This is a genomic window from Kribbella aluminosa, from assembly GCF_017876295.1.
Classification (GTDB): Bacteria; Actinomycetota; Actinomycetes; order Propionibacteriales; family Kribbellaceae; genus Kribbella; species Kribbella aluminosa.
In genome coordinates this window covers 2,453,377-2,477,415 of record NZ_JAGINT010000001.1, presented here as the reverse complement: position 1 = coordinate 2,477,415, position 24,039 = coordinate 2,453,377, and the positions used below count along the sequence as shown (strand labels likewise).

23 protein-coding genes are annotated in these 24,039 nt (G+C 70.1%); 13 read left to right on the top strand and 10 right to left on the bottom strand.

The window, feature by feature from the left end:
• Position 1 precedes the first annotated feature (1 nt).
• Positions 2 to 2,824: an SCO1167/SCO6262 family helicase gene (locus JOF29_RS12080; protein WP_209694282.1), complete on the top strand. Its 2,823-nt coding sequence runs from the start codon at positions 2 to 4 to the stop codon at positions 2,822 to 2,824.
• 177 nt (positions 2,825 to 3,001) lie between these two features.
• Here JOF29_RS12080 and JOF29_RS46310 read toward each other — a convergent pair whose 3' ends face one another.
• Positions 3,002 to 3,304 (bottom strand): hypothetical protein, encoded by a 303-nt coding sequence (locus tag JOF29_RS46310; RefSeq protein WP_245359298.1) that lies wholly within the window; start codon positions 3,302 to 3,304, stop codon positions 3,002 to 3,004.
• On the opposite strand from JOF29_RS46310, the gene JOF29_RS46305 reads away from it, so the two are divergent.
• A complete protein-coding gene (locus JOF29_RS46305; RefSeq protein WP_504739544.1) occupies positions 3,210 to 4,526 on the top strand; it encodes an SWIM zinc finger family protein in 1,317 nt (438 codons plus the stop codon). The two genes, JOF29_RS46310 and JOF29_RS46305, sit on opposite strands and share 95 nt — an antisense overlap.
• A 17-nt stretch (positions 4,527 to 4,543) precedes the next feature.
• The gene (locus JOF29_RS46300; protein ID WP_245357551.1) at positions 4,544 to 4,999 is read left to right on the top strand and encodes a hypothetical protein; all 456 of its coding nucleotides are present in this window, start codon (positions 4,544 to 4,546) and stop codon (positions 4,997 to 4,999) included.
• Here JOF29_RS46300 and JOF29_RS12065 read toward each other — a convergent pair.
• The 3 genes from JOF29_RS12065 to JOF29_RS12055 all read right to left on the bottom strand — a co-directional run bounded on the left by JOF29_RS12065 (position 4,990) and on the right by JOF29_RS12055 (position 7,760).
• Positions 4,990 to 5,337 (bottom strand): iron chaperone, encoded by a 348-nt coding sequence (locus JOF29_RS12065; RefSeq protein ID WP_209694280.1) that lies wholly within the window; start codon positions 5,335 to 5,337, stop codon positions 4,990 to 4,992. The two genes, JOF29_RS46300 and JOF29_RS12065, sit on opposite strands and share 10 nt — an antisense overlap.
• A 592-nt stretch (positions 5,338 to 5,929) precedes the next feature.
• Entirely contained in the window at positions 5,930 to 6,910 is a 981-nt protein-coding gene (locus tag JOF29_RS12060; RefSeq protein ID WP_307863274.1) for a GDSL-type esterase/lipase family protein, read from the bottom strand.
• A 43-nt stretch (positions 6,911 to 6,953) separates the two neighbouring features.
• Complete coding sequence (locus tag JOF29_RS12055; RefSeq protein WP_209694279.1) at positions 6,954 to 7,760, bottom strand: TrmH family RNA methyltransferase; 807 nt, start codon at positions 7,758 to 7,760, stop codon at positions 6,954 to 6,956.
• A 262-nt stretch (positions 7,761 to 8,022) separates the two neighbouring features.
• Here JOF29_RS12055 and JOF29_RS12050 point away from each other — a divergent pair, with 262 nt between their 5' ends.
• The 5 genes from JOF29_RS12050 to JOF29_RS12030 all read left to right on the top strand — a co-directional run bounded on the left by JOF29_RS12050 (position 8,023) and on the right by JOF29_RS12030 (position 14,420).
• Positions 8,023 to 9,213 (top strand): hypothetical protein, encoded by a 1,191-nt coding sequence (locus JOF29_RS12050; RefSeq protein WP_209694278.1) that lies wholly within the window; start codon positions 8,023 to 8,025, stop codon positions 9,211 to 9,213.
• Positions 9,210 to 9,764: a hypothetical protein gene (locus JOF29_RS12045; protein WP_209694277.1), complete on the top strand. Its 555-nt coding sequence runs from the start codon at positions 9,210 to 9,212 to the stop codon at positions 9,762 to 9,764. The genes JOF29_RS12050 and JOF29_RS12045 overlap by 4 nt, the downstream gene beginning before the upstream one ends.
• On the top strand, positions 9,757 to 10,413 hold the full coding sequence (locus JOF29_RS12040) for a hypothetical protein (protein WP_209694276.1): 657 nt from the start codon (positions 9,757 to 9,759) through the stop codon (positions 10,411 to 10,413). Before JOF29_RS12045 ends, JOF29_RS12040 begins: the two co-directional genes overlap by 8 nt.
• A complete protein-coding gene (locus JOF29_RS12035; protein WP_209694275.1) occupies positions 10,410 to 13,520 on the top strand; it encodes a coiled-coil domain-containing protein in 3,111 nt (1,036 codons plus the stop codon). Before JOF29_RS12040 ends, JOF29_RS12035 begins: the two co-directional genes overlap by 4 nt.
• A gap of 249 nt (positions 13,521 to 13,769) precedes the next feature.
• The gene (locus JOF29_RS12030; RefSeq protein WP_209694274.1) at positions 13,770 to 14,420 is read left to right on the top strand and encodes a hypothetical protein; all 651 of its coding nucleotides are present in this window, start codon (positions 13,770 to 13,772) and stop codon (positions 14,418 to 14,420) included.
• Here the strand turns inward: JOF29_RS12030 and JOF29_RS12025 are convergent, their stop codons facing one another.
• Positions 14,421 to 14,759: a helix-turn-helix domain-containing protein gene (locus tag JOF29_RS12025; RefSeq protein ID WP_209694273.1), complete on the bottom strand. Its 339-nt coding sequence runs from the start codon at positions 14,757 to 14,759 to the stop codon at positions 14,421 to 14,423.
• A 140-nt stretch (positions 14,760 to 14,899) separates the two neighbouring features.
• Here JOF29_RS12025 and JOF29_RS12020 point away from each other — a divergent pair, with 140 nt between their 5' ends.
• Entirely contained in the window at positions 14,900 to 15,193 is a 294-nt protein-coding gene (locus JOF29_RS12020; protein WP_245357550.1) for a hypothetical protein, read from the top strand.
• A gap of 59 nt (positions 15,194 to 15,252) precedes the next feature.
• Here the strand turns inward: JOF29_RS12020 and JOF29_RS12015 are convergent, their stop codons facing one another.
• Both JOF29_RS12015 and JOF29_RS12010 read right to left on the bottom strand, forming a co-directional pair.
• Entirely contained in the window at positions 15,253 to 16,248 is a 996-nt protein-coding gene (locus JOF29_RS12015) for a hypothetical protein (RefSeq protein ID WP_209694272.1), read from the bottom strand.
• Between the two features lie 181 nt (positions 16,249 to 16,429).
• Positions 16,430 to 17,059, bottom strand: a complete 630-nt coding sequence (locus JOF29_RS12010) for a hypothetical protein (RefSeq protein WP_209694271.1) — start codon at positions 17,057 to 17,059, stop codon at positions 16,430 to 16,432.
• 312 nt (positions 17,060 to 17,371) lie between these two features.
• Between JOF29_RS12010 and JOF29_RS12005 the strand changes: the two genes are divergently transcribed.
• On the top strand, positions 17,372 to 17,518 hold the full coding sequence (locus JOF29_RS12005; RefSeq protein ID WP_209694270.1) for a hypothetical protein: 147 nt from the start codon (positions 17,372 to 17,374) through the stop codon (positions 17,516 to 17,518).
• Between the two features lie 97 nt (positions 17,519 to 17,615).
• On the opposite strand, the gene JOF29_RS12000 is transcribed toward JOF29_RS12005, so the two are convergent.
• Together JOF29_RS12000 and nrdR are read right to left on the bottom strand one after the other, a co-directional pair.
• Positions 17,616 to 20,534 (bottom strand): vitamin B12-dependent ribonucleotide reductase, encoded by a 2,919-nt coding sequence (locus JOF29_RS12000; RefSeq protein ID WP_209694269.1) that lies wholly within the window; start codon positions 20,532 to 20,534, stop codon positions 17,616 to 17,618.
• Between the two features lie 144 nt (positions 20,535 to 20,678).
• Positions 20,679 to 21,167: a transcriptional regulator NrdR gene (gene nrdR, locus JOF29_RS11995; protein WP_209694268.1), complete on the bottom strand. Its 489-nt coding sequence runs from the start codon at positions 21,165 to 21,167 to the stop codon at positions 20,679 to 20,681.
• 338 nt (positions 21,168 to 21,505) lie between these two features.
• Here nrdR and JOF29_RS11990 point away from each other — a divergent pair, with 338 nt between their 5' ends.
• The 3 genes from JOF29_RS11990 to JOF29_RS11980 are packed head-to-tail and all read left to right on the top strand — an operon-like array spanning position 21,506 to position 23,389.
• Positions 21,506 to 21,814, top strand: coding sequence for a metal-sensitive transcriptional regulator (locus JOF29_RS11990; protein WP_209694267.1), 309 nt, complete (start codon positions 21,506 to 21,508; stop codon positions 21,812 to 21,814).
• Positions 21,811 to 22,773 carry a nucleoside hydrolase gene (locus JOF29_RS11985; protein ID WP_209694266.1) on the top strand — a complete coding sequence of 321 codons (963 nt, stop codon included), beginning with the start codon at positions 21,811 to 21,813 and terminating at the stop codon, positions 22,771 to 22,773. Before JOF29_RS11990 ends, JOF29_RS11985 begins: the two co-directional genes overlap by 4 nt.
• Positions 22,774 to 22,783: 10 nt before the next feature.
• Positions 22,784 to 23,389, top strand: a complete 606-nt coding sequence (locus JOF29_RS11980; RefSeq protein ID WP_307863272.1) for a GNAT family N-acetyltransferase — start codon at positions 22,784 to 22,786, stop codon at positions 23,387 to 23,389.
• Here the strand turns inward: JOF29_RS11980 and JOF29_RS11975 are convergent.
• On the bottom strand, positions 23,349 to 23,837 hold the full coding sequence (locus JOF29_RS11975; RefSeq protein WP_209694264.1) for a LysM peptidoglycan-binding domain-containing protein: 489 nt from the start codon (positions 23,835 to 23,837) through the stop codon (positions 23,349 to 23,351). The two genes, JOF29_RS11980 and JOF29_RS11975, sit on opposite strands and share 41 nt — an antisense overlap.
• Positions 23,838 to 24,039 lie beyond the last annotated feature (202 nt).

The following is a 24,039-nucleotide window of genomic DNA, read 5'->3' as shown; positions in this document are numbered from 1 at the left end:
CATGTTCGACGCCGTCTTCGTGCCTGCCGATCCGCCGCGCGCGGGTCGGCTGGCGCTGTACGGCGATCTTTCGGGTGAGACCGCTGACGGCAGTGTCGAGCTGGTTCTCCCTCGCGGTACGGCGGTGCGCCGTACGACGGTGCCTGCGCGGCTGTTGTCTGTGGACGAGGTGATCAGTCGTCTGACCGAGCCGGAGCGGGACGCTTCAGGGAGCTGGGCCGCGTGGCGGGCGGCGGGGCTCGCCGGGCTGGTGCTGATCGGGCGCGGGCGGCTGGTGCCGGACCGGAGTGCGGAGGGGTACGGCGCGTGGCGGGTGGCTCCGCTGGATCCGATCGACCACGCGTGGCTGCGGAACCTCGGCGCCGCGATGCCGGCGTACGGTCATGCGCTGCCGATCGCGGGCACCCGCCCGGTCCGGCTGGTGGAACCGGAGCAGCTGATTCGCGCGTTCTGGGATGCGCTTGCCGATGCTCTCGTCCGTACGCCGGCTGCGGCGGTGGCAGTTCGTCCGGGCGCGGCGCCGTTCGCGGCCGTCGAGTCCGTCGCGCTACCCGGAACCACAACCTGGCTGGACGAAACGGCGTTGGCCGAACAGGCAGGCACCCGGCTGGTACTGCGTATCGAGCCGCCCACGCCGGCCGATCCGCTCGAAGCGGAGGAGTTTCGGGCGGTGTTGCAGTTGCGGAGTGGGTTGGATCCGAGCTTGCTGGTGGATGTCGCGGACCTGTGGAACGCGCCCGCCGCCGTACTGACCGCCCTCGGCGAACGCGCCGAGACCGACCTGCTGCTGGCGCTCCGCCGCGGCGCACGCGTCTGGCCACCGCTCGGGACGGCTCTACGGGACGCCGCCCCGGAGGACATCCCGATCGACGACGCCGCGCTCGAGGAACTCGCCGAAGGCAGTCCCGAGCTGGAAGGCGCCGGCATCGAGGTGCTCTGGCCGACCGAGCTGTTCGCCGGGCAACTGGCGCTCCGGGCGAGCGTCGCGACCCCGGCACCCGGCGCCGTCACCGGCCCCGACTTCAACCTGAACGAGCTGGTCGCCTTCCGCTGGCGCCCGACCGTCGACGACCAGGACCTGACCGAGGCGGAGATCTCCGCGCTCGCCGAGGCGAAGCGCCCGATGATCCGGATGCGCGGCCGCTGGATCCGCGTCGACCACGACGTCGTACGCCGGCTGCGCGACGGCTCCACGCGCACCCTGACCGGCGCCGAGGCGCTCGGTGCCGCGCTGACCGGGACGATCGACGTCGACGGCGAACTCGTGCCGTTCGACGCCGACGGTTCGCTGGCCCGGCTGCTCACCCGACTGCGCACGGCCGACGAGCCCGCGCCGTTCACCCAACCCGCCGGCCTGCGCGCCACCCTCCGCGACTACCAGCGCCGCGGCGTCGCGTGGATGGCGCAGCTCGCGCAGCTCGGCCTCGGCGGCTGTCTCGCCGACGACATGGGCCTCGGCAAGACGATCCAGGTCATCGCCCTGCACCTGCAGCTCAAGGGCCGCGGGCCGACCGTCGTGGTCTGCCCGTCGACGCTGCTCGGCAACTGGGAGCGCGAGTTCGAGCGGTTCGCCCCCGACGTACCGACCCGGCGGTACCACGGCCCCGGTCGTACGCTCGGCGATCTCGCCGCGGACGAGGTCGTGCTCACGACGTACGGCGTGGTCCGCCAGGATCACCGGCTGCTCGGGGAGATCGCGTGGGGCCTGGCGGTCGCGGACGAGGCGCAACATGCGAAGAACCCGCTGTCACGTACCGCCCGCGCGTTGAGAACGTTGCCGTCAGCGACCAGGATCGCGCTCACCGGTACGCCGGTGGAGAACCGGCTCTCCGAGCTGTGGTCGATCCTCGACTGGTCGGCGCCCGGGCTGCTCGGCCCGCTGGACCGGTTCCGCCAGGACGTCGCCGTACCGGTCGAGCGGTTCCACGACGAGGAGGCGACCGCGCGGCTGACCCGGGTGACGCGACCGTTCCTGCTGCGCCGCCGGAAGAGCGACCCGGGGATCGCGCCCGAGCTACCGCAGAAGACCGAGCACGATGTCGTCGTACCGCTGACGACCGAGCAGGCCACGCTGTACCAGGCCGTCGCGAAGGAGACGCTTGCGAAGATCGAGGAGGCTTCGGGGATTGCGCGCCGCGGGCTGGTGCTCAGTCTCCTGACGCAGCTGAAGCAGGTGTGCAACCATCCGGCGCAGTTCCTGCACGAGCCCGGTCCGCTGGAGCGACGGTCCGGGAAGCTCGCCGCGCTGGACGAGCTGCTCGACGTGATCCTCGCCGAGGGCGAGTCGGTGCTGATCTTCAGTCAGTACGTCGAGATGTGCCGGCTGATCGAGGCACATCTGGCAGCGCGGCAGGTGCGGACGTTGTTCCTGCACGGCGGGATCGGGGTGCGGAAACGCTCGGAGATGGTGGAGCAGTTTCAGGCGGGCGCGGCGCCGGTGTTCCTGCTGTCGCTGAAGGCCGGTGGTGTGGGGCTGACGTTGACGCAGGCCACGCATGTCGTGCACTACGACCGCTGGTGGAACCCTGCCGTCGAGGACCAGGCGACAGACCGCGCGTACCGGATCGGCCAGGACCGGCCGGTGCAGGTCCACCGGCTCGTCACCGAGAACACGCTGGAGGACCGGATCGCGACGGTCATCAACGCGAAGCGGGACCTCGCGGACGCCGTCGTCGGATCGGGCGAGGCGTGGTTGAGCGAGCTGTCGGACACGGAGCTGACCGAGCTGGTGGAGCTGTCGACCGGGCCGTCGCGGTCGGGGTCCGCGAGCGCGTACAACCCGTCAGCTGTTGGGAAATCCGTGGCCGGTGAGGCCGATGGCTGAGGAGGAGCGGCGGCCGTGGCAGGGATGGCGCCGGAAGGACGAGGACGCCGGGTTGCCGGCGGCGCGCGGGGCGGGGAGCCGGCGGACGTTCGGCGCGACGTGGTGGGGCCGGGCGTGGCTGGAGGCGTTGGAGCACCGGGCGCGGCTCGATCCGGGGCGGTTGTCGCGCGGGCGGTCCTACGCGCGGCGCGGCAGCGTGCTCGAGCTGACGGTCAGCCCGGGCGAGGTCGAGGCGATGGTGCAGGGCAGCCGGGTCACGCCGTACCAGGTGACGGTGCGGATCCGGGCGTTCTCGGCGGCGGAGTGGGAGGCCGTGCTGGACGTGGTGTCGGCGCAGATCGGGCGGGTCGCGGCGCTGCTCGACGGGGAGCTGCCGCCGGAGGTCGTGGACGACGTACGGGCGACCGGGCTGGATCTGCTGCCCGGCGCGGGCGAGGTGCTGACGAACTGCAGCTGCCCGGACTTCGCCGTACCGTGCAAGCATTCCGCGGCCGTTTGTTACCTCGTGGCCGACGCTCTGGACGACGACCCGTTCGCATTGCTGCTCCTGCGCGGCCGGCCTCGGGACGAACTACTCGCAGCCCTTCGTGCCCGCCGCGGCGGCGGAACAACCCCACCGGCTCCACGCACTCCCACCCCGGCCGGCATCCCGGCAATCGCCGCCTTCGCCCGCCATCAGTCCAGTCAACCGGTCGTGCCGATTCCTGTTCCGCCTCGGCCATTGGGGGCTCCGGGGGTGCCGGCGGCGGTGAAGGTGCTCGATCCGCCGCGGTCGTCCGGGGTCGACGTACGGGATCTGGTCGCGCTCGCCACGGACGCCGCGCGCCGTGCGTGGGAGCTCGCGTCCGGCGACGTCGGCCTCCCGCTCACCTTCGAGCAGGACCTCGCGCGACGGGCCGCGGCAGCCCTCGGTACGCCGGAGCTCGCCGACCTCGCGCACCACGCCGGCATCCCCGCGCGCCGGCTCACCACCTGGGCCACCGCCTGGCGCCACGGCGGCCCCCGGCGGCCTCGCCGTCACCGTCGACGCCCCGCACACAGTCACCCCCGAAGCCCTCACCGAGGCCGTGACCGCCCTCCCCCACGCCACCACCGATGCCAACCGCGTCACCACCGGCAAACTCCAGCTCCGCCTCGGCAAGGACAACCTCTGGTACCGCTTCGACAACCAGTTCAACGACTGGACCCTCACCCGCCCACCCGCGGCAGACCCCCAATCCCTCCTCTAAGCTCCGCCCAAAGCACTGTCCTGGGGAGGAACCACGCTGCACTGCCGAGCGACCATCACCGCCCTCCTGCTACTCGCGTTACTCGGCTGCGACCCCCACACCGTCCAACAACAATCGGCTCCGCCTCCAACAGGCGACCTGTGCGAACGCGTACGCCAACAACTCGCCGGCAACTGGACCACCGAACGCGGCAACCCCCTGTCCCACGGCACCACTCGCGGACGCCTGCTCGCTGGTGGATCCGGCGCAGCCGACCCACCGGATCCAGGTCCTCGTCTCGATTCTTCCGGTCACCGACGCGCAAGCAGCCAGATACCGCAAGGCCGACGAGGTGGACACGACGCAACGCGGCTACGCGGCCAAGGTCACCGGCGGCCGAATGGGCAGCAGCTCCTGGGCACTCGACCCGGCTGCCGCCGCACCGTGGCTCGTGTTCCGCACCGGCAATCGCCAGGTGCGGCTCCGGGTCGTGACCGACGGTGCCGGCACGATGGATGAGCTGGTGTCGATCGCCCACGCCATCACCACGGTTCCCGGCGGGCTCCCGGTCGCGAAGCCAAGGACGGTCCGCTTGCAGTGCGACCGCGGCTCCGCCGCAGCCGAGCACGTCATCGGCGGCACGGCCGTGGTCCGGCGGGACGCGCTCGTCGACGGACATCTCTGGTGCGCGTGGGGCTCCGAGGCCGCCTCCGTGTGGGTCATGTCCGGTACGGACGGATCCGACCAAGCGTTCGACTTCCAGCTCGTCCACGACGCCGGCACCGGCACGTTGGACCCGTCCCATCGCGTCTCGGTGGGCGCCGAGGGTTGGCAGCAGAGCGACGGCTACCTGGTCTTCCGGACCGCTCGGGGCCAGTTTGTGAGCATCAGCGCCGCGCCGAACGACGAGATGAAGCCCGTCCCGATCGTGATGCTGGCGCGGGCGATCTCCCCCGCCTACTCCTGACTGTTGCGCGCAGCAACAAACGCGCGGGCGATCCTGGCGATGAGGTCGTACGGGATCGGCTTGCTGAGGGGGAACTTCAGGGTGCCCTTGCCGGAGCGGTACGGGGTCAGGTCCTCGTCCAGCGGCGGGATCGGGTAGAGGGCGACGTGTGACTTCCAGCCGCTGAAGTGCAGCAGGGCTGTGCCGTCCAGGGTGATCGTGGGGATCTGATAGCTGACCTTCTCGCCCGCGTCCGGCACGGCAGAGTGGATCGTACGGCGCACCTCTTCCAGCACCGTCCGCACCTCGGGAGGGAACGACGCGATGTACTCGTCCACGGTCTCGAACCTGCCGGCCACACGCCCAATCTAACGCCGACCTGAGGCACCCGCCTCACCCCGCGCCCCACCCCACCCCCACCTACCGTGCCTGACTCATTTGCCCTCCCCACAGCCCTCCCCACAGCCCTCCGCACTGTTGCGCCGCGCTCGCCCCTCGCCGCACCCAGACGGCAAGCAGGCGACTTTGAGAATCCACCAACCACTTCCTCGCGACAAGATTGGTTGGTGGCTTCCCAAACTGCAGGCGCGAGGTCGCGGGACGCGCGCGCGGCGCGGGTCCGCGGGACACGGGTTCGTGCGGTTGCGGCGCGGGTGCGCGGGGGCGGGTTTGCGGGGGCGGGTTTGCGGGACGCGGATGCGGGCGGGTCGCGGGACGCGCGGTCGCGACGCGGGTACACAGGACGCGCGGTCGCGGTGTGGGATGGCGGTGGGGCGCGTCGAGGGTCGGCGATCGGGGGTGGGGACAGGTCGTGGTGTCGGGGGACCTGTTATTGCAGGTCCCCCGACACCATTGCCTGTTCGCGCCCCCGATCAACGTCACGATTTCGGCGCGCGGTGGACCCCATGTTCCTGTGTCGGCCAGGGTCTGTGTGGGCAGGTTCGTTGAGCGCTACATGCGGCGACGTAGGGACGTGTGTTCCTCGACGGCCGAGATCAGGTGGTCGGCGATCTTGGTGTGGCCGGCGACGGTTGGGTGGACCTGGTCGGTGCAGTCGTCCTCGGTGATCCAGCCGGTGGAGTCGACGCAGACCAGGTTCGGGTCGTCGAGGGTCTTCACCGCGGCCTGGATCGTCTCCGCGTGCTTCCCGCTGAACGGGGTCAGCGACACGATCGTCGTCGCCGAGTACGCCGCCCGCACCCGGCGGACGTACTCGGCGTACTCCTCGACCTCCAGCGTCGGGTCGTTGACGCCGAGGTTGATCACCACCACGTCGGACGGCTCGACGCGTTCGGCCCGCGAGCCGGCGAAGTTCCAGCCGAACGAGTCCACGCCGGACGGCACCTCGCCGTTCCCCGGCTTGCTGATCCCCTGACTGCCGAACCCGACCTGGTACGCCGTGGCGCCGAACGCGCGGGCGGTGAGGTACGCGAACGACGTCGTACCGTCCGCGCCCTCCGACTCGGGGTGCTCGCTCAGCGACCGCACCCCCTGCGTGATCGAGTCGCCGTAGAACTCCATCCGCGGGCCACCGGGCCGCCCGCTGAGCCGCAATACCGTCCTCGCGTCGAGAACGAGACCGGCGAACACGACCGCGCACCCGAACGGCGGGTTCCACCGGTTCGCGTGCTCGTTGACGTCCTTCACCACGACGGACACCTGGTGCCGGCCGTCGGGCGCTACGAGCTCGATGACCGGCTCGTCAACCAAATACAACGAAGGCTCGGTGTCGTCGACGGTGATCCACAGGTGCGGCGCGACGGTCAGCCCGTCGGTGTCGAAGAGCAGCTGCACCCGCTCACCGGCGTACGAGAAGGAGAGCCGGGAGCCGGAGTTGACGGTGATCGCCACGCCGGGCTGGTGTCCCCACTGTCCTTCCAGGACGATGCGCGGGTCGGACGGGGCGACGACCTCGCCGGGCTCGAACGTCACGGGCACTCCTTCTGTTGTCGGCGAGCCCATTGTGCCGAACACGTCACCACCCTTCCTTCCGAGCCCGCGCCTCGAACAGCAGGATCCCGGCGGACAGCGCGACGTTCAGCGAGTCCGCCTGGCCGAGCATCGGGATCGACACCGCGTCGAACCCCTCGTCGTGCCAGGCCCGCGACAACCCCGCCCCCTCGGACCCGACCACGAACGCCGTCGGACCGTCGTACTGCGGAACCCGGTACGTCCCGGTCGCCGCCGGATCGGCGAGGTGGACGCGGAACCGGTGACTCCGCAGCCAGGCGGCCGCGGAGGGAATGTCGTCGAACTCGACGATCGGCGTCGACAGCACCGTGCCGCGGCTCGCGGAGTACACGGCCGGGTGCGTCGGGCGGGCGCGGCGGCTGGTCAGGACCAGGCAGTCGACGTTGGCGGCGTCCGCGGTACGGATCAGCGTGCCGAGGTTGCCGGCGTACTCGACCCCGTCGGCGACCAGGACCAGCGAGCGGTCGGAGAAGCGGAACGCCTGCGGCCGCCATTCGGGGACCCGGGCGATCGAGATCAGGCCGTCGGGGCGGCTCTTGCGGGACAGCCGGGCGAGCAGCTTCTCGGAGATGCGGTACACCTCCGCCGCGCGGCCGGCGTACCGGTCGATGTCCGGGATCCCGGACTCCGGGCACCAGAAGAAGGCCTCGATCGTGGCGGCGGTGGTCAGCAGGCGGTCGTGTTCCCACGTTCCTTCGACCATGATCCGGCCGGGCGAACCGTCCTTGCGCAGGGCGAGCAGATCACGGACACGGGGATGCTGCGCGCCGATGGGGCGAGCAGAAGGATGCCCGAAAGAATGCACAGTCATGTGCAGGCTCCGTACGGAGAGAATCAGCAAGCGCGCCGGGGACACGACGGTCCACTCCGGCGGGGCGACACCCGCGGGTGCCGCGGTACTGACGCGGCCTTCCGACCGCGTCAGCCAAGGATTCTCATCACACTCCGGATCGTAGGCAGCCGTACGTCCGCCGTCATCCGGTTTTCCACAGGCCGGTGCCGGGCGAGTTTTGGTCTGTCGGTGCGGGTGGTTAGAGTCCCTTTCCTGCGCTGTCACACGGGAGGAGTGCGGGATGGACGCGACGCTGCTCGACGCCGAGGCCGAGGCGGCTGTGCTGCGCGTCTACCGTCAGGTGTTCGCCGTGCTCGCCCGCGAGGCCGGCGCGATGATCGTCGATCCCGACCTGCTGGACGTCGACCAGGCGATTCTGGACGCGTTCGCCGAGGCCGGCAGCGACGGGCTGACCGTCGAGCAGGCCACCCTCGCCTGCCGGGCCTATCCGCACGACCTGATCGTCCGCCGCTTCGACCTCCTCCGGCAGTACGGCGCGATCACCAAACTCGTCGACCGGCCGAACGAGTTGCGTCACCGCGCCGCGTTCGCGCCGTACGTGATGCTGATGTTCCTGCGCCGGATGTCCGTCCAGGGCGGCCAGGCGGAGCTGCACCAGCTGCTCACGCTCGAAGCGCACAGCGTCAGCGACCCGCAGGCGACGGCCGACGACGGCAAGGCGTCCGTCGAGCGGCTCACCAAGGTGTTCCGGCTGCTCGGCAACGAGCTCGCGATCCTGGTCGCGACCAGTACGGCGGCGCAGCTCCGCGAGAACGCCCAGCTCGCGTGGGGCAACGAGCGCCTGATCGAGCAGGCGGAGAAGGTGCACCGCCTGGTCCTCGGCCGCTGGCCGGAGCTGCACCGGGACTGTACGTCGCTCCGGATGGCCCTCGCCGCGTACGCCGACGCCGTGCAGCTCGCGGCGGGCCGCCTGGTCGAGCGTGCCGGTACGACGCGGGCGCTCGGCCTGCTGCCCATCGAGACCTGGCTGACGTTCACGCGGACCAGCGAGCCCGAGACGCTGGCCGCCGTGCTGGACGGTCTGCTGTTCGACGCCGCCGCGCCGGACTTCTCCGCGCAGACGATGGTCGAGGCGGTGGAGACCGGGCGCCGGAGCGGTACGGCCCGGATGGCGCCGCCGCGTCCCACCGCGGACCAGGACGCCCCGGAGTCGGCCGCCGCGACGGACCGCGAGGACCTGCGTCGTGAGGCGGAGCGGGTGCTCGCGGGACGTCCTGCGGTCGACATCGTCGAGGTCGTCGACGAGGCGGGCGACTGGATCACCGCCCGCCGGGTGCTCGCCGAGCTGACAGCGGCGCATCTGCACGACGAGCTCGACTACGAGCTGGTGTGGTCGGACGGCATGCGCATCGACCCGGCCGCCGGTACGCCGTGGGCGACCGAGGGCGTGTTCCGCCGGGTGGCCCGATGAGCACCGAGGCGGTCGAGCGGCGGCTGTACAACGCGCTCTGGTGGGCGAAGGTGCAGTCCGCCGGACCGATCGAGGTCGACCTGGACACACCCGCGGTCGCCGGCCTGACCCGAGCCTCGTCGTCCGACGGTGTCTGGCTGGTGCCAACGCTTCCGTCGGGCGCCGGCCACAGCGTGCTCGAGGAGCTCGGCGCTCCTCCGGTCCCGGTCGAGCTGCCGAACGAGACCGCCCGCCTGCTCGCGATCTGCGTCGCCTGCTGCTGGACGGACCGCAGCGCCTCGCCCTGGCCCGGCGGCACCGGCACGCTCGCGCAGATCAGGTCGGTGTACGCCGGGATGCGCGGCCGTGCCGAGCAGCCGAGCGACATGACGCTGATCATCGGAAGCCTGCGCCGCCTGCATTCCACGCATTGGCTCCGGTGGGACGAGAAGGCCGCCGAGGTCCGGCTCGGCCCGCGCGTCGTCACCTGGACCGCCGCTGACCTCTCCACGCTCCGCGACCTCTGCCGCCATCTCCCTGAACCGCCGCGCGCGGAGGTGGCCGATGACTGACCACCACGCGCTGTTCGACCCGATGCTCCAGGACCTCAGCGATCGGTCCCGCGACGAGGTGCTCGCCGCGTTCAGCGCGGTGCAGTACGCCGCGCACCCGGTCGCCGAAGTACAGCTGGCAGGTCTGCGCGACGTCACGCTCCGCCGCCAGGTGCAGCGGATGCTCAAGCTCATCGGCCGCACGCTCGTGCACGTCGACGGCACCCACTGGACCGCCGGGTACGACGACGACATCGCGGCGAGCCTCGCCGCCCAGGGCTGGCAGCCGTTGTCGGTGATCGACCGCGCGGTGCTGGTGCTGGTGCTGATCCACTCGGTCGCGATCCCGCGCAGCGAAGGCATCCTGACCAGCGACAGCTGGAAGTCCGCCCGGCCGACCACGGTCGACGAGCTGCGGACGACCCGGATCAGCGGCGAGGAGCGGCGGCTGGCGCTCCAGCGGCTGCGCGCCGCCGGACTGATCCAGCTGTCCGGCGACCACTCGGGCGGACCGTCGTACATCCCCGGTCCACAGTTGCAGCGGCTGACACCGGCCGCTCGCCGTCGGCTGCAGGACCAGCTGATCCTCGCCGCCGCCCCGGCCAGCCCGATCGCCGAAGCCATCCGCGCCCGTCACGGGGTCCCTGTCGAAGTGGGAGAAGAAGCATGACTGACGACGGGCCGTTCGACATCCTGGGCTCGAAGGTGCTGCTCGGGGTCCAGGTCGTCGACCTGTCCCGGCTGTCCACCCACCCGATCCCGATGATCGGCCGCGGCCTGATCACGGTCGCGGGCCAGGGCCCCACCGACTCCAACGGCGCCGGCAAGTCGTCGTGGATCGCCGCGCTCAGCCTGCTGCACGCAGACGACCAGTGGCGCCTGACCAGCGGCGCACCGGGCGCGGCCGAGCTGCTGTTCACGGCCGAGGCGGCCGGCCAGGAAGGCAACTGGTCGAACGTCGACCGCGGCTACATCGTCGGCGTCTTCTCCGACCCGGACCTGACCGATCTCGACGAGATCGAGGCCTCCGCGGTCACGGTGTGGATCCGGATCAACCGCAAGGCGTCGTACATCGACCTGCGCTGGAAACACGGCCTGCACATCCCGTACGGCGCGACCGAGGCCGAGCGGGCCGCGGGCGCCGACGCGCTGTGGGCCGCCCTCCCGCATTCGAACGGGCGCACCGACTTCCACGCGAACAAGCTCTCCCAGGTGCTGTACGGCGGACAGGTCCGGTGCGTCTCGTTCCTGTCGACGTCGGTCCGGTCCAGCCCGACCGCGAACCTGCTCGCCGAGCCGCTCAACGAGCTCGGCCCGGCGCGGATCTTCAACGCGATCGCGACGCTCACCGGTCTCGACCACGAGCTCGAGCAGGAGCAGGCGCACCGCTCCGCCGAACACACCCAGCGCGAGGCGACCAAGCAGGCGACCACCGACCTGCAGCGCTGGGAGCAGGAGATGGCGACCGTCGAGGCCGGCATCCTGCAGCGGGCCGCGGCCCGCGAGGCCCTCGCCGCGGCGAAGGAGTCCTGGCAGGCACGCTCCGCCCGGCACCTGATCGACGGCTCCGCGCGGAACAGCGAGATCCTCCAGGAAGTCGCGGCGCTGGACGAGCGGGCCGCCGAGCAGGAGGCCCGGAAGGAAGCGATCGAGGCCGAGATCGATGCGTTCGGCAACGAGGAGAACCTGCTCCGGGACGTGCAGCTGACCCGTCAGGAGCGGGACACGCTGGACGCCCGCGACCGGGAGCTCGACCTGGCCCAGCGTTCGGTGCGGGAGCAGTTGGAGCGGCTCGGCCAGGAGCACCGACGGCTCCTGGACGCGGGCCGGTCGGCGGACGGCCGAGATCTGGCCGCGGCCGCCGAGGAGCAGGACGAAGCCCGCGCCGTACTCGAGGAGTACATCGGCCGCGACCATGCCGCGCGTTCCGCGGTCGACTACGCGACGGCCGAGTTGTGTGAGGCGGAGAGCGGTCAGACGGTCTCAGCGCCGCAGCAACAGGTCCTGGAGAACGCCGGGATCGAGTGCGGCGCGCTCACCGACATCACCGAACTGCCCGCCTCCGACCGTGCGGAGTGGGAGCCGCGACTGGCGCCGTACCGGGAGGCCGTCGTCATCGACTTCGCCGATGCGACCATGGCGGCGACTGCCCTTGCCGATGCCGACTACTCCGGCTTCCTGCTGGTGCTCGCGAATCGGCCGGGTGCTGCGGCTTCCCGGAAACGCGGACCGAAGTCGGCGGACAAGCGGTTCGTGCTGGACGTGTTCTTCGCGGCGATCGGCGAGCGGGCGACCAAGGACAACATCGACGACGTCGCCGGTGTGGTCGCGGTCGGGCAGTTCGACGAGCCGATCACGGGCCGGACCGCGCGGATCGAGGCGGCCCGGCGGCGCGTGGAGTCCGCGGTCGAGGCCCGGGCAGTCGCGTCGGCCGCGCTGGAACAGGCCCGTTCCCGGGTCGACCAGGCCGAGCGTCGTACGGCGGCCGCTCGCGCGCTGGCCGATGCGGAGTCGGTGCAGGAGCAGATCCGCGCGCTCCGCGAGAGCGTCGACCGGCACGAGACCGACCGTGACTCGCTCGCTCCCCAGCTGCAGGCGGCGAAGGAGTCCGCCGAGGCCGCGGCCGGCCAGCAACTCGTCCGCGACGAGCGGCTGAAGAACCTCGAGGCCACCCGGCGCGACCACAACCGGGTCCTCGACGAGCTGACCGGCCGTCGGCTCGCCTTGCGCGAGGAGCAGAGCGCGCTCGACCTCACCACCCGGACGACCGCCTGGGGCGGCACACCCGAAGAAGCCGAGGAGTTCCTGCTCGCCCTGCCCGACGACGCCCAGCGACGGACGACCGCCGACTGGAACCACCAGGCCTGCACGCAGCTGGACGACGTCATCCGCCGCTGCTTCCCGAGCGCGCGCTCCCGCGAGGAGATCCCGGCCGAGCTGTGGGAGATCCTGAACGGCCCGGACCGCTGGACGAACGGTACGCTCGGCGACCGCGTCGGCCTGGTCCCGGCGCTGCACCGGACGCTGAGCAGCCACCTCGCGCAGCACGAGACGTTCGACAGCCTGCAGCAACAGCAGATCGCCAACCAGCGCGCCGAGCGCAACGCCGCGCTGGAACGCGCCCGCGAAGGCCTCGACGAGGCGGAGAGCACAGCCCGCGCCCACCGCGCCTCGCTGGCCGACGGCATCAAGGCACGCCTCCGGCTGGTGTCGCAGGAGTTCGACCGCCTCGACCAGCAGTACGGCGGGTACGGCGCGAAGCTCGAGTTCCCGGAGCCGGATCCGCCGGCCGAGCCCGACAAGCCGTGGCGCTGGACGGTGACGCCGAAGTGGCGGCGTTCGGAGGGCGGCCCGTTCTCCGCGTTCAACGTGAAGGGCAACACCGCCCAGATGGACGAGAAAGCCGTGAAGCTGGTGTGCGCGGCCGCGCTCGCCGGCGGCTCGGACCGTCCGCTGCTGCTGATACTCGACGAGCTCGGCCGCAACCTCGGCTCCCAGCACCGGCGTGAGGCGGTGGCGCTGTTCGAGCAGATCGGCCGCGACCGGAACATCACGGTGATCGGCGCGCTGCAGGACGACATGGAGCGGTACGCCCTGGCCTCGTCCCGGCTGTACGTGAAGCTCCGGCGCAGCTCGGACACGATGCCGTACAACCAGGCGCCCGTGGTGAAGGGCAACGAGGACAACTCCGCGCGGGTCGAGCTGCTCCGCGAGTGGATGACGTCGTACCGCGGCTCCACCCCGACCCTGGAGCTGGCGCCGCCGACCCTGACGTAACTTGACACTTGTCCAGATTTCGACACGTGGTTACCAAAAGCGGCCCCGGTGCAGACCTGCGACCTCCGGGTACAGCAGTATGGTCCGGTGACTTTTCCGGAGAGCCGCCGTACCCGCGCGCAGCGAGGGCGCGGAGCTCTGGTCAAGCGGTCGTATGACGGCGTACCGTCGCCAGCATCCGGATGTGTGCCACCAGCCGGCACAGCGGCACCTCCGCCGAACCGGCCGCCTCACGATCGGAGGGCGTGAATGGCTTCCTGGCTGGTCCGCGCCCAATGGTCACACCGTGACGAGTCCGTCGAACACCGCGCACTCCGCGTCGGCCGCACGCTGACCGCGGTCGCTGTCGCGTTCCCCGACGTCCACAACTGGACGCAGGACGAGCGCTGGGGGTACCACGTCCTCGAGGCGGACGGCTCCACCCCGCTTCAGGAGATGGTCGAGGCCACGACGAAGGTCCTGGCGAACGGCACGAGTACGACCCGGCTGCACCTGCAGAGCACGGGCGAGCTGCCATGGCTGTTCGACCTGTCCATGGGTGGCACGATGACCACCATCTCGGACCAGCTCACCCTGCACTGGAGCGACGACGACGCCCTGTTGCAGCCGGAGCGCTTCGCCCAGATCCTCCGCGCAGTCGTCACGATCTGGGAACCCCAATGGGCCAGCATCGCCGACACGGAACTGGCCGCCGCAGCCGGCGTCTTCCGCCGCGGCATCCCGATGATGGGCTGGCTGACCTACATCCGCGGCCTGGTGGCCGGCGCCCCCGGCATCGACATCACCCTCACCCCCTACGAACGCGGCACCCTCCTCCAGGCGCCCGTCTCCCCCACAGACATGACTCCCGTCCACATCTGTGCCGCAGCGGCCCTGGTCGGCATCGCCCCCGAAGAGTAGTCACTCCGGCCCACCCGGCTGCAGGCGTGCCAGGGCGCGCGTCAGGTCGCCGAGCGCCGTGTTCAACTGGGTCAGCACCGCGCTGTCGATCGGCACCTGGCCGTTGTCCGGCCCGAGGTTCGCCGCGAACCGGATGTGCGCGTCCGGCGGCGCCTGTTTGAGGTAGGTGTCGAGGGCCTCCTGGAGCAAGGGACTGGGCACCGACTCGGGTCTCTCCCGCCACTTGGTCAGCGTGCGCGGCGAGATGCCGAGCCGCTCGGCGAAGGCTTCGTTCGTGAGGCGCAACGCCGTCCGCAGCGCGTGGGCATGTCGCCCCGTCCACTCGTCGATGATCGTCATCCGTTCTGCTCCCTTGCGAGTCGATTACTCCCTGCAATGAGAATATGGCGATTCGGTGACCGACGGTGGGCCGAATTTGTGCGCTGTGGATACCGGTTGAGTTCCTGGTGCGGACAGCCGCCCGCACGTTGACTTGGGCCATGGACGAGATCAGCGGACGAACCGCGACGCTGCTGCGCAGCGCACAGCGGCGTCATCTACGCATCGCGAACCGTTCCGGGCCGCGCTGCTTCCAGCTGTTCCGGCACGAAGACGTGTCCGGCGTCAGCGGTACGGGCGTTGTCGCGGAAGGCGTGCAGTGGAGCGACGGGACCGTCGCGTTGCGCTGGGGCGGCAGCTACCCGACCACGACCATCTGGCAGGACGGGATCGGCGCGCTGCTCACCGTCCACGGGCACAACGGCCGGACCACGATCCGCTGGCTGGACGAGTAGCCATGCGTATCGATCGCCGGCGGGGCGGGCACACCCTGCTGACAGCCCGCCCCGCCGGCCTACTCGGTGAAGAACTGCTCCCGGTACTTCTTGCGCTGCTCCGCTTCGGAGCCGGTCCGCTCGCGGGCGACCGGGTGCTGGTGCGACTCCGCCGCCGGGGACGTCTGGCTCGCCGTGGCGCCATTCGCGTCCGCCGCGGTCCGAGCCGCCCCGGTCAGCTCTTCGACCGCCGTGCTGAAGGCGAGTTCGGCACGGGTCGGCCGTTGGCGTTCGATCTCCTCGGCGGTGGTACGCCGTCCGGGAAGGTCGTTCGCCGCGGCCGACAGTTCCGCCAGCGTGTCGAGCAGCCCGAGGGCCGTCTCGACCTCGCCCGGGTGGTTGACCAGCCACCAGACCGCGGCCGACCCAGGCGTCGCGAACACGTCGTCCTTGAGGTAGGCACGCTTGTCCTGCTCCATCCGCCGCTCGAGCAGCGTGGTCTGCTCACGGCGATGCAGGGCGGCAAGGTGCTGGAGATGTTTCTGGTCCGCGTCCGGCAACCGCAGCCGTACTTCGGTGGCCCAACTCCGGACCTGGCCCTTCTCGTCGAGCGCCGGCTCGCCGAGCAGCGCGGCCAGCCGATGCTGGTTGAGCGACTCCTCGGTCACCTGCTGCCGCGCGGTCAACGACCGGGCCCGATCGAGCAACGCGTCGACCGCAACCGCGCCGAGGTCGGCATGCCGCGAGCCGGACAACACCGTCGACCACTGCACCACGGCCGAGAAACTGAACTGGAAGTCCGGCGACGCGGACGGCAACCGGACATCCGCAACCGTCCGCGACGGCGGCCCGGAGAACACCGGATCCGGATCCGGCAGCACAACCGCCGGCGCCGCCGGCTTAGCGACAGCGGGACGAGGTTCGTCAGGTTGCTTCCACACCACAGCCAGCAACACCAGCAGCACCACGATCAGCACCACAGCGGCCCACGACGGCAGCCCCGCAACCAGCGAAGCGACATACAGCACAACCACAATCCCAGCCGCCGTCAGCAGCGAGTTCCGATGGAGCTTCATGCTGTCGTTCCTTCACCGCGTCGAGCGGAGGCCAACAGATCACCCGCGACCCACCCGGCGCCGCCCCCGTCCCCACACCAAGCAAGCCACCAGCAACCCAGACCACAGACTGCGCCCCACGACGAGCCCACAAAAAGTCTCCCACCCCCTAACCCCAAGTAGCCGCCGAATGCGTGTCGGGTTAGCCGGTGAGGGAGCGGAGGGCTTGGCGGGAGGGGGTTAGGACTACGGGTTTGTAGGGGCAGCGTTGGTCGGTGAGGGTCTCGTAGGCGCGGATGGCTCGGCTCGCGGCGTCCCAGCCTTGTTCGGCGGGGGTGCGGCCCAGGCCGCGGTTGCGGACGAGGGCGCCGTAGAAGGCGGAGCAGAAGACGGTGGCTTCGTACCAGCCGATGACGGTGCTGGTGCCGATGTAGGTGATGTCGTCCTGGATGCAGTCGCGGATCGCGCGTTGCCATTTGCCGATGCCGGTCTTGCAGCCGTCGGCAATCACGACGCCGCTGGCGATGCCCCACTGGTGATCGAGGAACCAGTCGGCCAGGGACTTCAGCGAGACCTGGGTCTCGCCGTCGGTGGAGAGAAAGGACGGCTCCTCGCTGTGATCACCGTGTGCCATCACGTGCAGCACCGTCGACGGGGTGGTGAGGGCCGAGAACGCGGTCTCGTGGTCCCGGGACCGGACGAAGTTGACGTCGAGGTACGGCCGGTCCCAGCCGGCGTTGATGTTGCCGGTGATGCCCTGCACGAAGGTCATCGACGCGTCGAACGAACTGTCCAGACCGAGGTCCACCAGAGTGATCAGCCGGTTCTTCATAAGCCCACCCCTCCAACGCCTTTCAGCAAATCCTCACGACCCGCGGAACCCATCATGAACCACACCCCCGACAGTTCGCGCGGGGGTATCGCGAGGGTGAGACGGCCGTACGGCGTACGGCCGGAAACCGTGGGTGCGGACCGTGATCGGCCTGGGGTGGCGGGGCAGCGTACGCCGAAGGAAGACACGGATGAGCCAGGTGCCGGCAGTCACACTGAGTCACGGAATCACAATGCCACGAATCGGTCTCGGGACATCGCCGATGAACGACGCGGACGCCGAACGGGCGGTACGGACGGGCGCTGAAGGAGGGTGCCGCGGCTCATCCACTGGCCGAACCCGGCCCAGGACCGGTACGTGGAGGCGTGGCAGGGCCTGAGCGAGACCGAGCTCAGCGCGCTGGCGGCGCTCGACGGGACGGCCAAGCCGGCGGCCGACTCGGACCGCTCCGGCCACTAGCGGGCAGGCACGGCGCGGCTGGGCGCACCGCGGCCCCCGGGGGAAGTGGGAAGTTCCCGGGGGCCGTAGTGCTGTCAGCTACTGAGTTTGCTGCAGGTCAGCTGCAGCCGGAGGTACTGCCGCAGCCCTCGCAGACGTAGCAGGAGCCGCTCGGGCGCATCTTCGTGCCGCAGGTGAAGCAGAGCGGGGCGTCGACCGACGTACCGGTGATCAGCTCGAGCATCTCCGCGGTCGTGTGGGCCTCGCCCTTGATCGGCTTGGCGGCCGCCGCGTCGGCCGGCTTCTCAGCGGCCTCCACAGTGGCCTCGGCCGCGTCGGCCACCGGCTCCACAGTCTTCAGGGATTCCGCCTCGGACAGCTCGACGGGGGCCGGCTCGTACGAACCGGTGTCGAGCTGCCGGGACCGCTCGTCCGCCGAGTAGATTCCGAGCGCGGCCCGCTCGTCGAACGGCAGGTAGTCCAGCGCCAGGCGGCGGAAGATGTAGTCCATGATCGACTGCGCCATCCGGACGTCCGGGTCGTCGGTCAGACCGGCCGGCTCGAACTTCAGGTTGGTGAACTTCTGGACGTAGGTCTCCAGCGGTACGCCGTGCTGCAGGGCGATCGAGATCGCGATCGAGAACGCGTCCATCACACCGGCAAGCGTCGAACCCTGCTTGCCCATCTTCAGGAAAACCTCGCCCAGACCGTCGTCCGGGTAGGACCCGGCGGTCATGTAGCCCTCGGCGCCGCCGACGGTGAACGACGTCGTCCGCGACGGCCGCGACTTCGGCAGGCGCTTGCGGGTCGGCCGGTACTCGATGATCTTCTCGACGATCTTCTCCGCGACCGCGGCCTCGGCGGCGACAGCCTCCGACGAGGAAGCCTTCTTCGCCTTCGCGTCCGCCAGCGGCTGGCCGACCTTGCAGTTGTCGCGGTACACCGCGAGCGCCTTCAGGCCGAGCTTCCAGCCCTGGAAGTAGACGTCGGCGATCTCCTCGACCGTCGCGGTCTCCGGCAGGTTCACGGTCTTCGAGATCGCGCCGGACAGGAACGGCTGCGCGGCTGCCATCATCCGAACGTGGCCCATCGGCTTGATGGCCCGCTCGCCCATCGCGGTGTCGAAAATCTCGTAGTGCTCCGGCTTCAGGCCCGGGGCGTCGACGACGTGACCGTTCTCGGCGATGTACTCGATGATCGCCTCGATGGTCTCCTCGGTGTAGTTGTACTGGCGCAGCGCCCGCGGGACCGTCTGGTTGACGATCTGCATCGAGCCGCCGCCGACCAGCTTCTTGAACTTGACCAGCGAGAAGTCCGGCTCGATCCCGGTGGTGTCGCAGTCCATCATGAAGCCGATGGTGCCGGTCGGCGCGAGCACCGAGGCCTGCGCGTTCCGCCAGCCGTTCTTGGCACCGATCTTCAGCACACCCTCCCACGCCGCGGTGGCGTGTTCCTGGACGTTCTTGTCGATCTCGTGGATGGTGCGGATCGTGTCGTTCGCCGCGGCGTGCTTGCGCATCACCCGGGTGTGCGCGTCCTTGTTCCGCTCGAAGCCTTCGTACGCGCCGACGATGCCGGCCAGCTCAGCGGACCGCTTGTACGACGTACCGGTCATCAGCGAGGTGATAGCGCCCGCCAGTGCGCGACCACCGTCGGAGTCGTAGGCGTGCCCGGTCGCCATCAGCAGCGCGCCGAGGTTCGCGTACCCGATGCCGAGCTGCCGGTACGCCCGGGTGGTGACGCCGATCGCCTCGGTCGGGAAGTCCGCGAAGCAGATCGAGATGTCCATCGCGGTGATGATCAGCTCGACCGCCTTGACGAACTTCTCCGAGTCGAAGAGGTCGTCGTCGCGGAGGAACTTCATCAGGTTCAGCGAGGCCAGGTTGCAGGACGAGTTGTCCAGGTGCATGTACTCCGAGCACGGGTTGGACGCGGTGATCCGGCCCGTCTCCGGCGTGGTGTGCCAGTCGTTGATGGTGTCGTCGTACTGCAGGCCCGGGTCGGCGCAGGCCCACGCGGCCTGGGAGATCTTGTCGAACAGCTCGCGGGCGTCGACGGTCTCGATCACCGAGTTGTCCAGCCGCGCGCGCAGCCCGAACTCGCCCTTCTCCTCGACCGCGCGCATGAACTCGTCGGAGACCCGGACCGAGTTGTTCGCGTTCTGGTACTGCACGGAGGTGATGTCGCGACCGCCGAGGTCCATGTCGAAGCCCGCGTCGCGGAGGATGCGGATCTTCTCCTCCTCGCGCATCTTGGTGTCGACGAACTCCTCGATGTCGGGGTGGTCGACGTCCAGCACGACCATCTTCGCGGCCCGCCGGGTGGCGCCGCCGGACTTGATCGTGCCGGCCGACGCGTCCGCGCCGCGCATGAAGCTGACCGGGCCGGACGCGGTGCCGCCGGAGGACTGGAGCAGTTCCTTCGAGGAGCGGATCCGGGACAGGTTCAGGCCGGCGCCGGAGCCGCCCTTGAAGATCAGGCCCTCTTCCTTGTACCAGTTCAGGATCGACTCCATCGAGTCGTCCACGGCGAGGATGAAGCAGGCCGACACCTGCTGCGGCGAGGACGTACCGACGTTGAACCAGACCGGCGAGTTGAAGCTGAAGTACTGGTGCAGGAGCAGCCAGGTGAGCTCCTGCTCGAAGACCTCGGCGTCCTGCGGCGTGGTGAAGTAGCCGTGCTCCTCACCGGCCTTGCGGTAGGTCTTCACGACCCGGTCGAGGAGCTGCTTGAGGCTCCACTCCCGGTTGTCGTGGCTGACCGCGCCGCGGAAGTACTTCGTGGTGACGATCGTCGAGGCGTTCACACTCCAGAAGTCGGGGAACTCGACCCCGCGCTGCTCGAAGACCGTCTCGCCGGTCTTCCAGTTCTGCTGCACGACGTCGCGGCGCTCCCACGTCACCTCGTCGTACGGGTGGATGCCCTCGGTGCTGAAGATGCGCTCGATGGTGAGTCCCGTGGGCGCGTTCTTCCGCCCGCGGAACCCGGCCGCCGACCGCTTGGTCGACCCCGAGTGGCCGGTCACCGTCTCTGTCATGGTTGCTCCTCGCCCTGTGTCTGCTACCGCGGTCTGTCGGGACCGCCCCGTTGGTCCTGCTGTACTGCGTAACGCCCGATGGTGCTGGTACTACCTGGAACTTCCGTTCCCCCGGTTTATGTCTGTTGGGCCGGCTGTGGCGGCTTATGTCTGTTGGGCCGGCTGTGGCGGCTCAGTGCCCTGCGGCTCCTTCTCGGCCCGCAGTAGCGCGATCTCGGTCTCGAAGTCGTCGGCCGACTCGAACTGCCGGTAGACGCTCGCGAACCGCAGGTACGCGACCTCGTCCAGCTCCCGCAGCGGCCCGAGGATCGCGAGTCCGACCTCGTGCGCGGGAACCTCCGGCGAACCGCCGCCCTTGAGCGCGTCCTCGACCTTCTGGCCGAGCCGCGCGAGCTGGTCGGCGTTCACCGGCCGGCCCTTGCACGCCTTGCCGACCCCGTTGATGACCTTCTCGCGGCTGAACGGCTCGGTCGCGCCGGAGCGCTTCACGACCGTGAGCTGCATCTGCTCGACGGTGGTGAATCGCTTCTCGCAGACCGGGCACTGCCGCCGGCGGCGGATCGCTCCGCCGTCCTCGGCCACCCGGCTGTCGACAACCCGGGAGTCGGCATGCCGGCAATACGGACAGTGCACGACGAATCACTTCCTCCCGTGGGGCCATCCTGGGGATGGCATGTGGATCAACCTGGGGACAACCTGTGCAGAACCTGTGTGCAACTAACCACTACCTGTGGAAAATTACACCCGTGTAACCACTACATCTAGGGATCCTAGATCGCTGCTCCGACAGTTGCAAGCACGCTCGGATTGCCCGCGCGTGTCCTAGGTTTCAACACCCGCGCGACCCCGTGTACTCCCGCGTGGCGCCACCGGGAGGGCCGTTTCGAGGAGCAAACTACGGCCCGCGCAGCGCACTTGCCGGGCCGCCGGCGGGATATGGTTCTCCCGGGTTCCGGGAGGATGTGGTGAGGGTGGCAGAACCGTCCGCTGAGCATGCGCAGCACGGTTACATCGGCGACAAGGACGCGTACCTGCGGCGGCTGAAGCGGATCGAGGGGCAGGCGCGGGGGCTGCAGCGGATGGTCGAGGACGAGAAGTACTGCATCGACATCCTCACGCAGGTCTCGGCGATGACGAAGGCACTCGAATCGGTCGCGCTGGGCCTGCTCGAGGACCACCTCGCGCACTGCGTCGTCGACGCTGCTGCGGCCGGCGGACCCGAGGCCGACGCGAAGATCAAGGAGGCGTCCGCCGCGATCGCCCGGCTGGTGCGTTCGTGACCGACTCCGGCCGGCGGACACCGGTGGTCCTCGACGTCGACACCGGCCTGGACGACGCGTGCGCACTGTTGCTCGCGGCCCGGCATTCAGGTCTCGACCTGAAGGCGGTGACCTGCGCCGGCGGGAACGTCGGGATCGACGACGTGGTCCGCAACACGCTCACGGTGCTCGACGCCGCGGGCCGTCCGGACGTACCGATCGCGCGCGGCGCCGCCGTACCGCTGATCCAGCCGGTGCGTCCGGCGCGGCACGTCCACGGCGCGGACGGGCTCGGGGACCTCGACTGGCCGCGGTCCACCCGGCCCACCGATCCGCGGCATGCGGTCGAGTTGCTGCGCGACGTACTGCGGGACGCGGCGGCGACGGGTGAACTCGTCACGCTGATCCCACTGGCGCCGTTGACGAACATCGCACTGCTGCTGCGTACATACCCGGAGGCGGCGGCCGGGCTGCGGGAGATCGTCTTCATGGGCGGCTCGGCGGGAGTCGGGAACGCGACGGCGTCCGCGGAGTTCAACATCTGGAGCGATCCGGAGGCGGCCGCGATCGTGCTGGCGGCAGCGAACGATCTCGGGATCTCGGTCACCATGTACGGCCTGGACGTGTTCTACGACGTCGTCGTCACGCTCGAGCAGGCGCGCGGGCTGAGCGGATCGCCGTCGGCGGAGCTGGCCTGCAAGCTGATCGAGAAGCGCAGCGAGCGGTACCAGTCGGACGGTGGCAGCATCGGCGACGGCGGCGCGGTGTGCGCGGTGATCGACCCGTCCGGGCTGACCACCGAGCGGCACCCGGTGCGCGTCGAGCTGTCCGGCGGCTGGTCGCGCGGGCGGACGATCGTCGACACCCGGACCGCGTCCGACCAGGCCAACGATGTCCAGGGGCCGGCGCCGGTCATTCAGGTCGCGACGGCGGTCGACGCAAAGCGGTACGCCGACCTGTGGCTCGCGACCGTCAGGTGAGGATGGCACTGTGACTGGATTCCGGCCCGCGTACCCGCTGCTGACCGAGCGGCTGGAGCTACGGCCGCACAGGATGGACGACCTGGACGATCTGTTCGCGTTCCACTCGCGGCCGGAGGTGGTGCGGTACACGCCATGGCCGGTGCGGGATCGTGAGGAGACCCGGGTCGCGCTCGAGCGGAAGCTGCCGCAGGGCGAGCTGACCGAGGCAGGTCAGTGGCTGGTACTGGCGATCGAGCTGCGCGAGACCGGGACCGTGATCGGCGAGGTACTGCTGAAATGGGCCAGCGAGGCGGATCGCCAGGGTGAGATCGGGTTCGCGCTGAACGCGGACTACCAAGGCAAGGGGCTGGCCGCGGAGGCGGCGCGGGAGATGCTGCGGGTCGGCTTCGAGCAGCTCGGGCTGCACCGGATCGTGGCCGTTCTCGACGACCGGAACACCGCGTCGGCCCAGTTGCTCGAACGGCTCGGGATGCGGCGCGAGGCGCATCACCTGCAGGCATTGCAGTTCAAGGGCGAGTGGGCGAACGAGTACGTCTACGCGTTGCTCGCCGACGAGTGGCGGACCGGCCCGGTCAGCCCGCGACCGGGATCTGCAGGGTCTGACCAGGGGTGAGGTCGGCGGGGGTGGCGAGCTTGTTCAGCTTCGCGATCTTCTCGACGACGATCGTCGGGTCCTGGCCCGGGTTCGTGGACTCGGCGATCGACCACAGGGTCTGACCGGGGGCCACCTGCACCGGGACGGTGTGGGTGAAGTGCGGGCCGGGCTCGAGGACGCCGGCGATTCGTAGGCCGAGGACCAGCACCGCGGCACCGAAGACCAGCACCGACACCGCGGTGAGCAGCATCCGGCCGCGGCGGGTGAGTCGGAGAGTCGCCGACTCGGGCTGCTCGTGGACACGGCGGCCCAGTGCGTCACCCGAGCAGCCGCGCACCGGCATCCGGTCGGTGGTCGCGCCCTCGATCCGCCGCTTCGGCGTGACCAGCTTCAGGTCTGGGCGCGGCTCGGCCTTCGTCGAGCGGCGCGGGGCCAGGGCGTCGGCTGCAACGGCTGCTGTGCTCATCAGTCCTCCAGACCTCGGTTGGTGCACGTTCTGCGGTGTGTGGTTCCTGTCTATCGGCCGCCTCCGACAGTTTCTGAAGAAGGCGCCCGTCCGACCGACCCGAACACCTGTTCGATCGAACGTCTGTACGAATGATTAACCGACAGCCGCCCGTCGCGCAACCACTTCCAACCAGGACACGCCCAGAAAATTCCTGACGCCG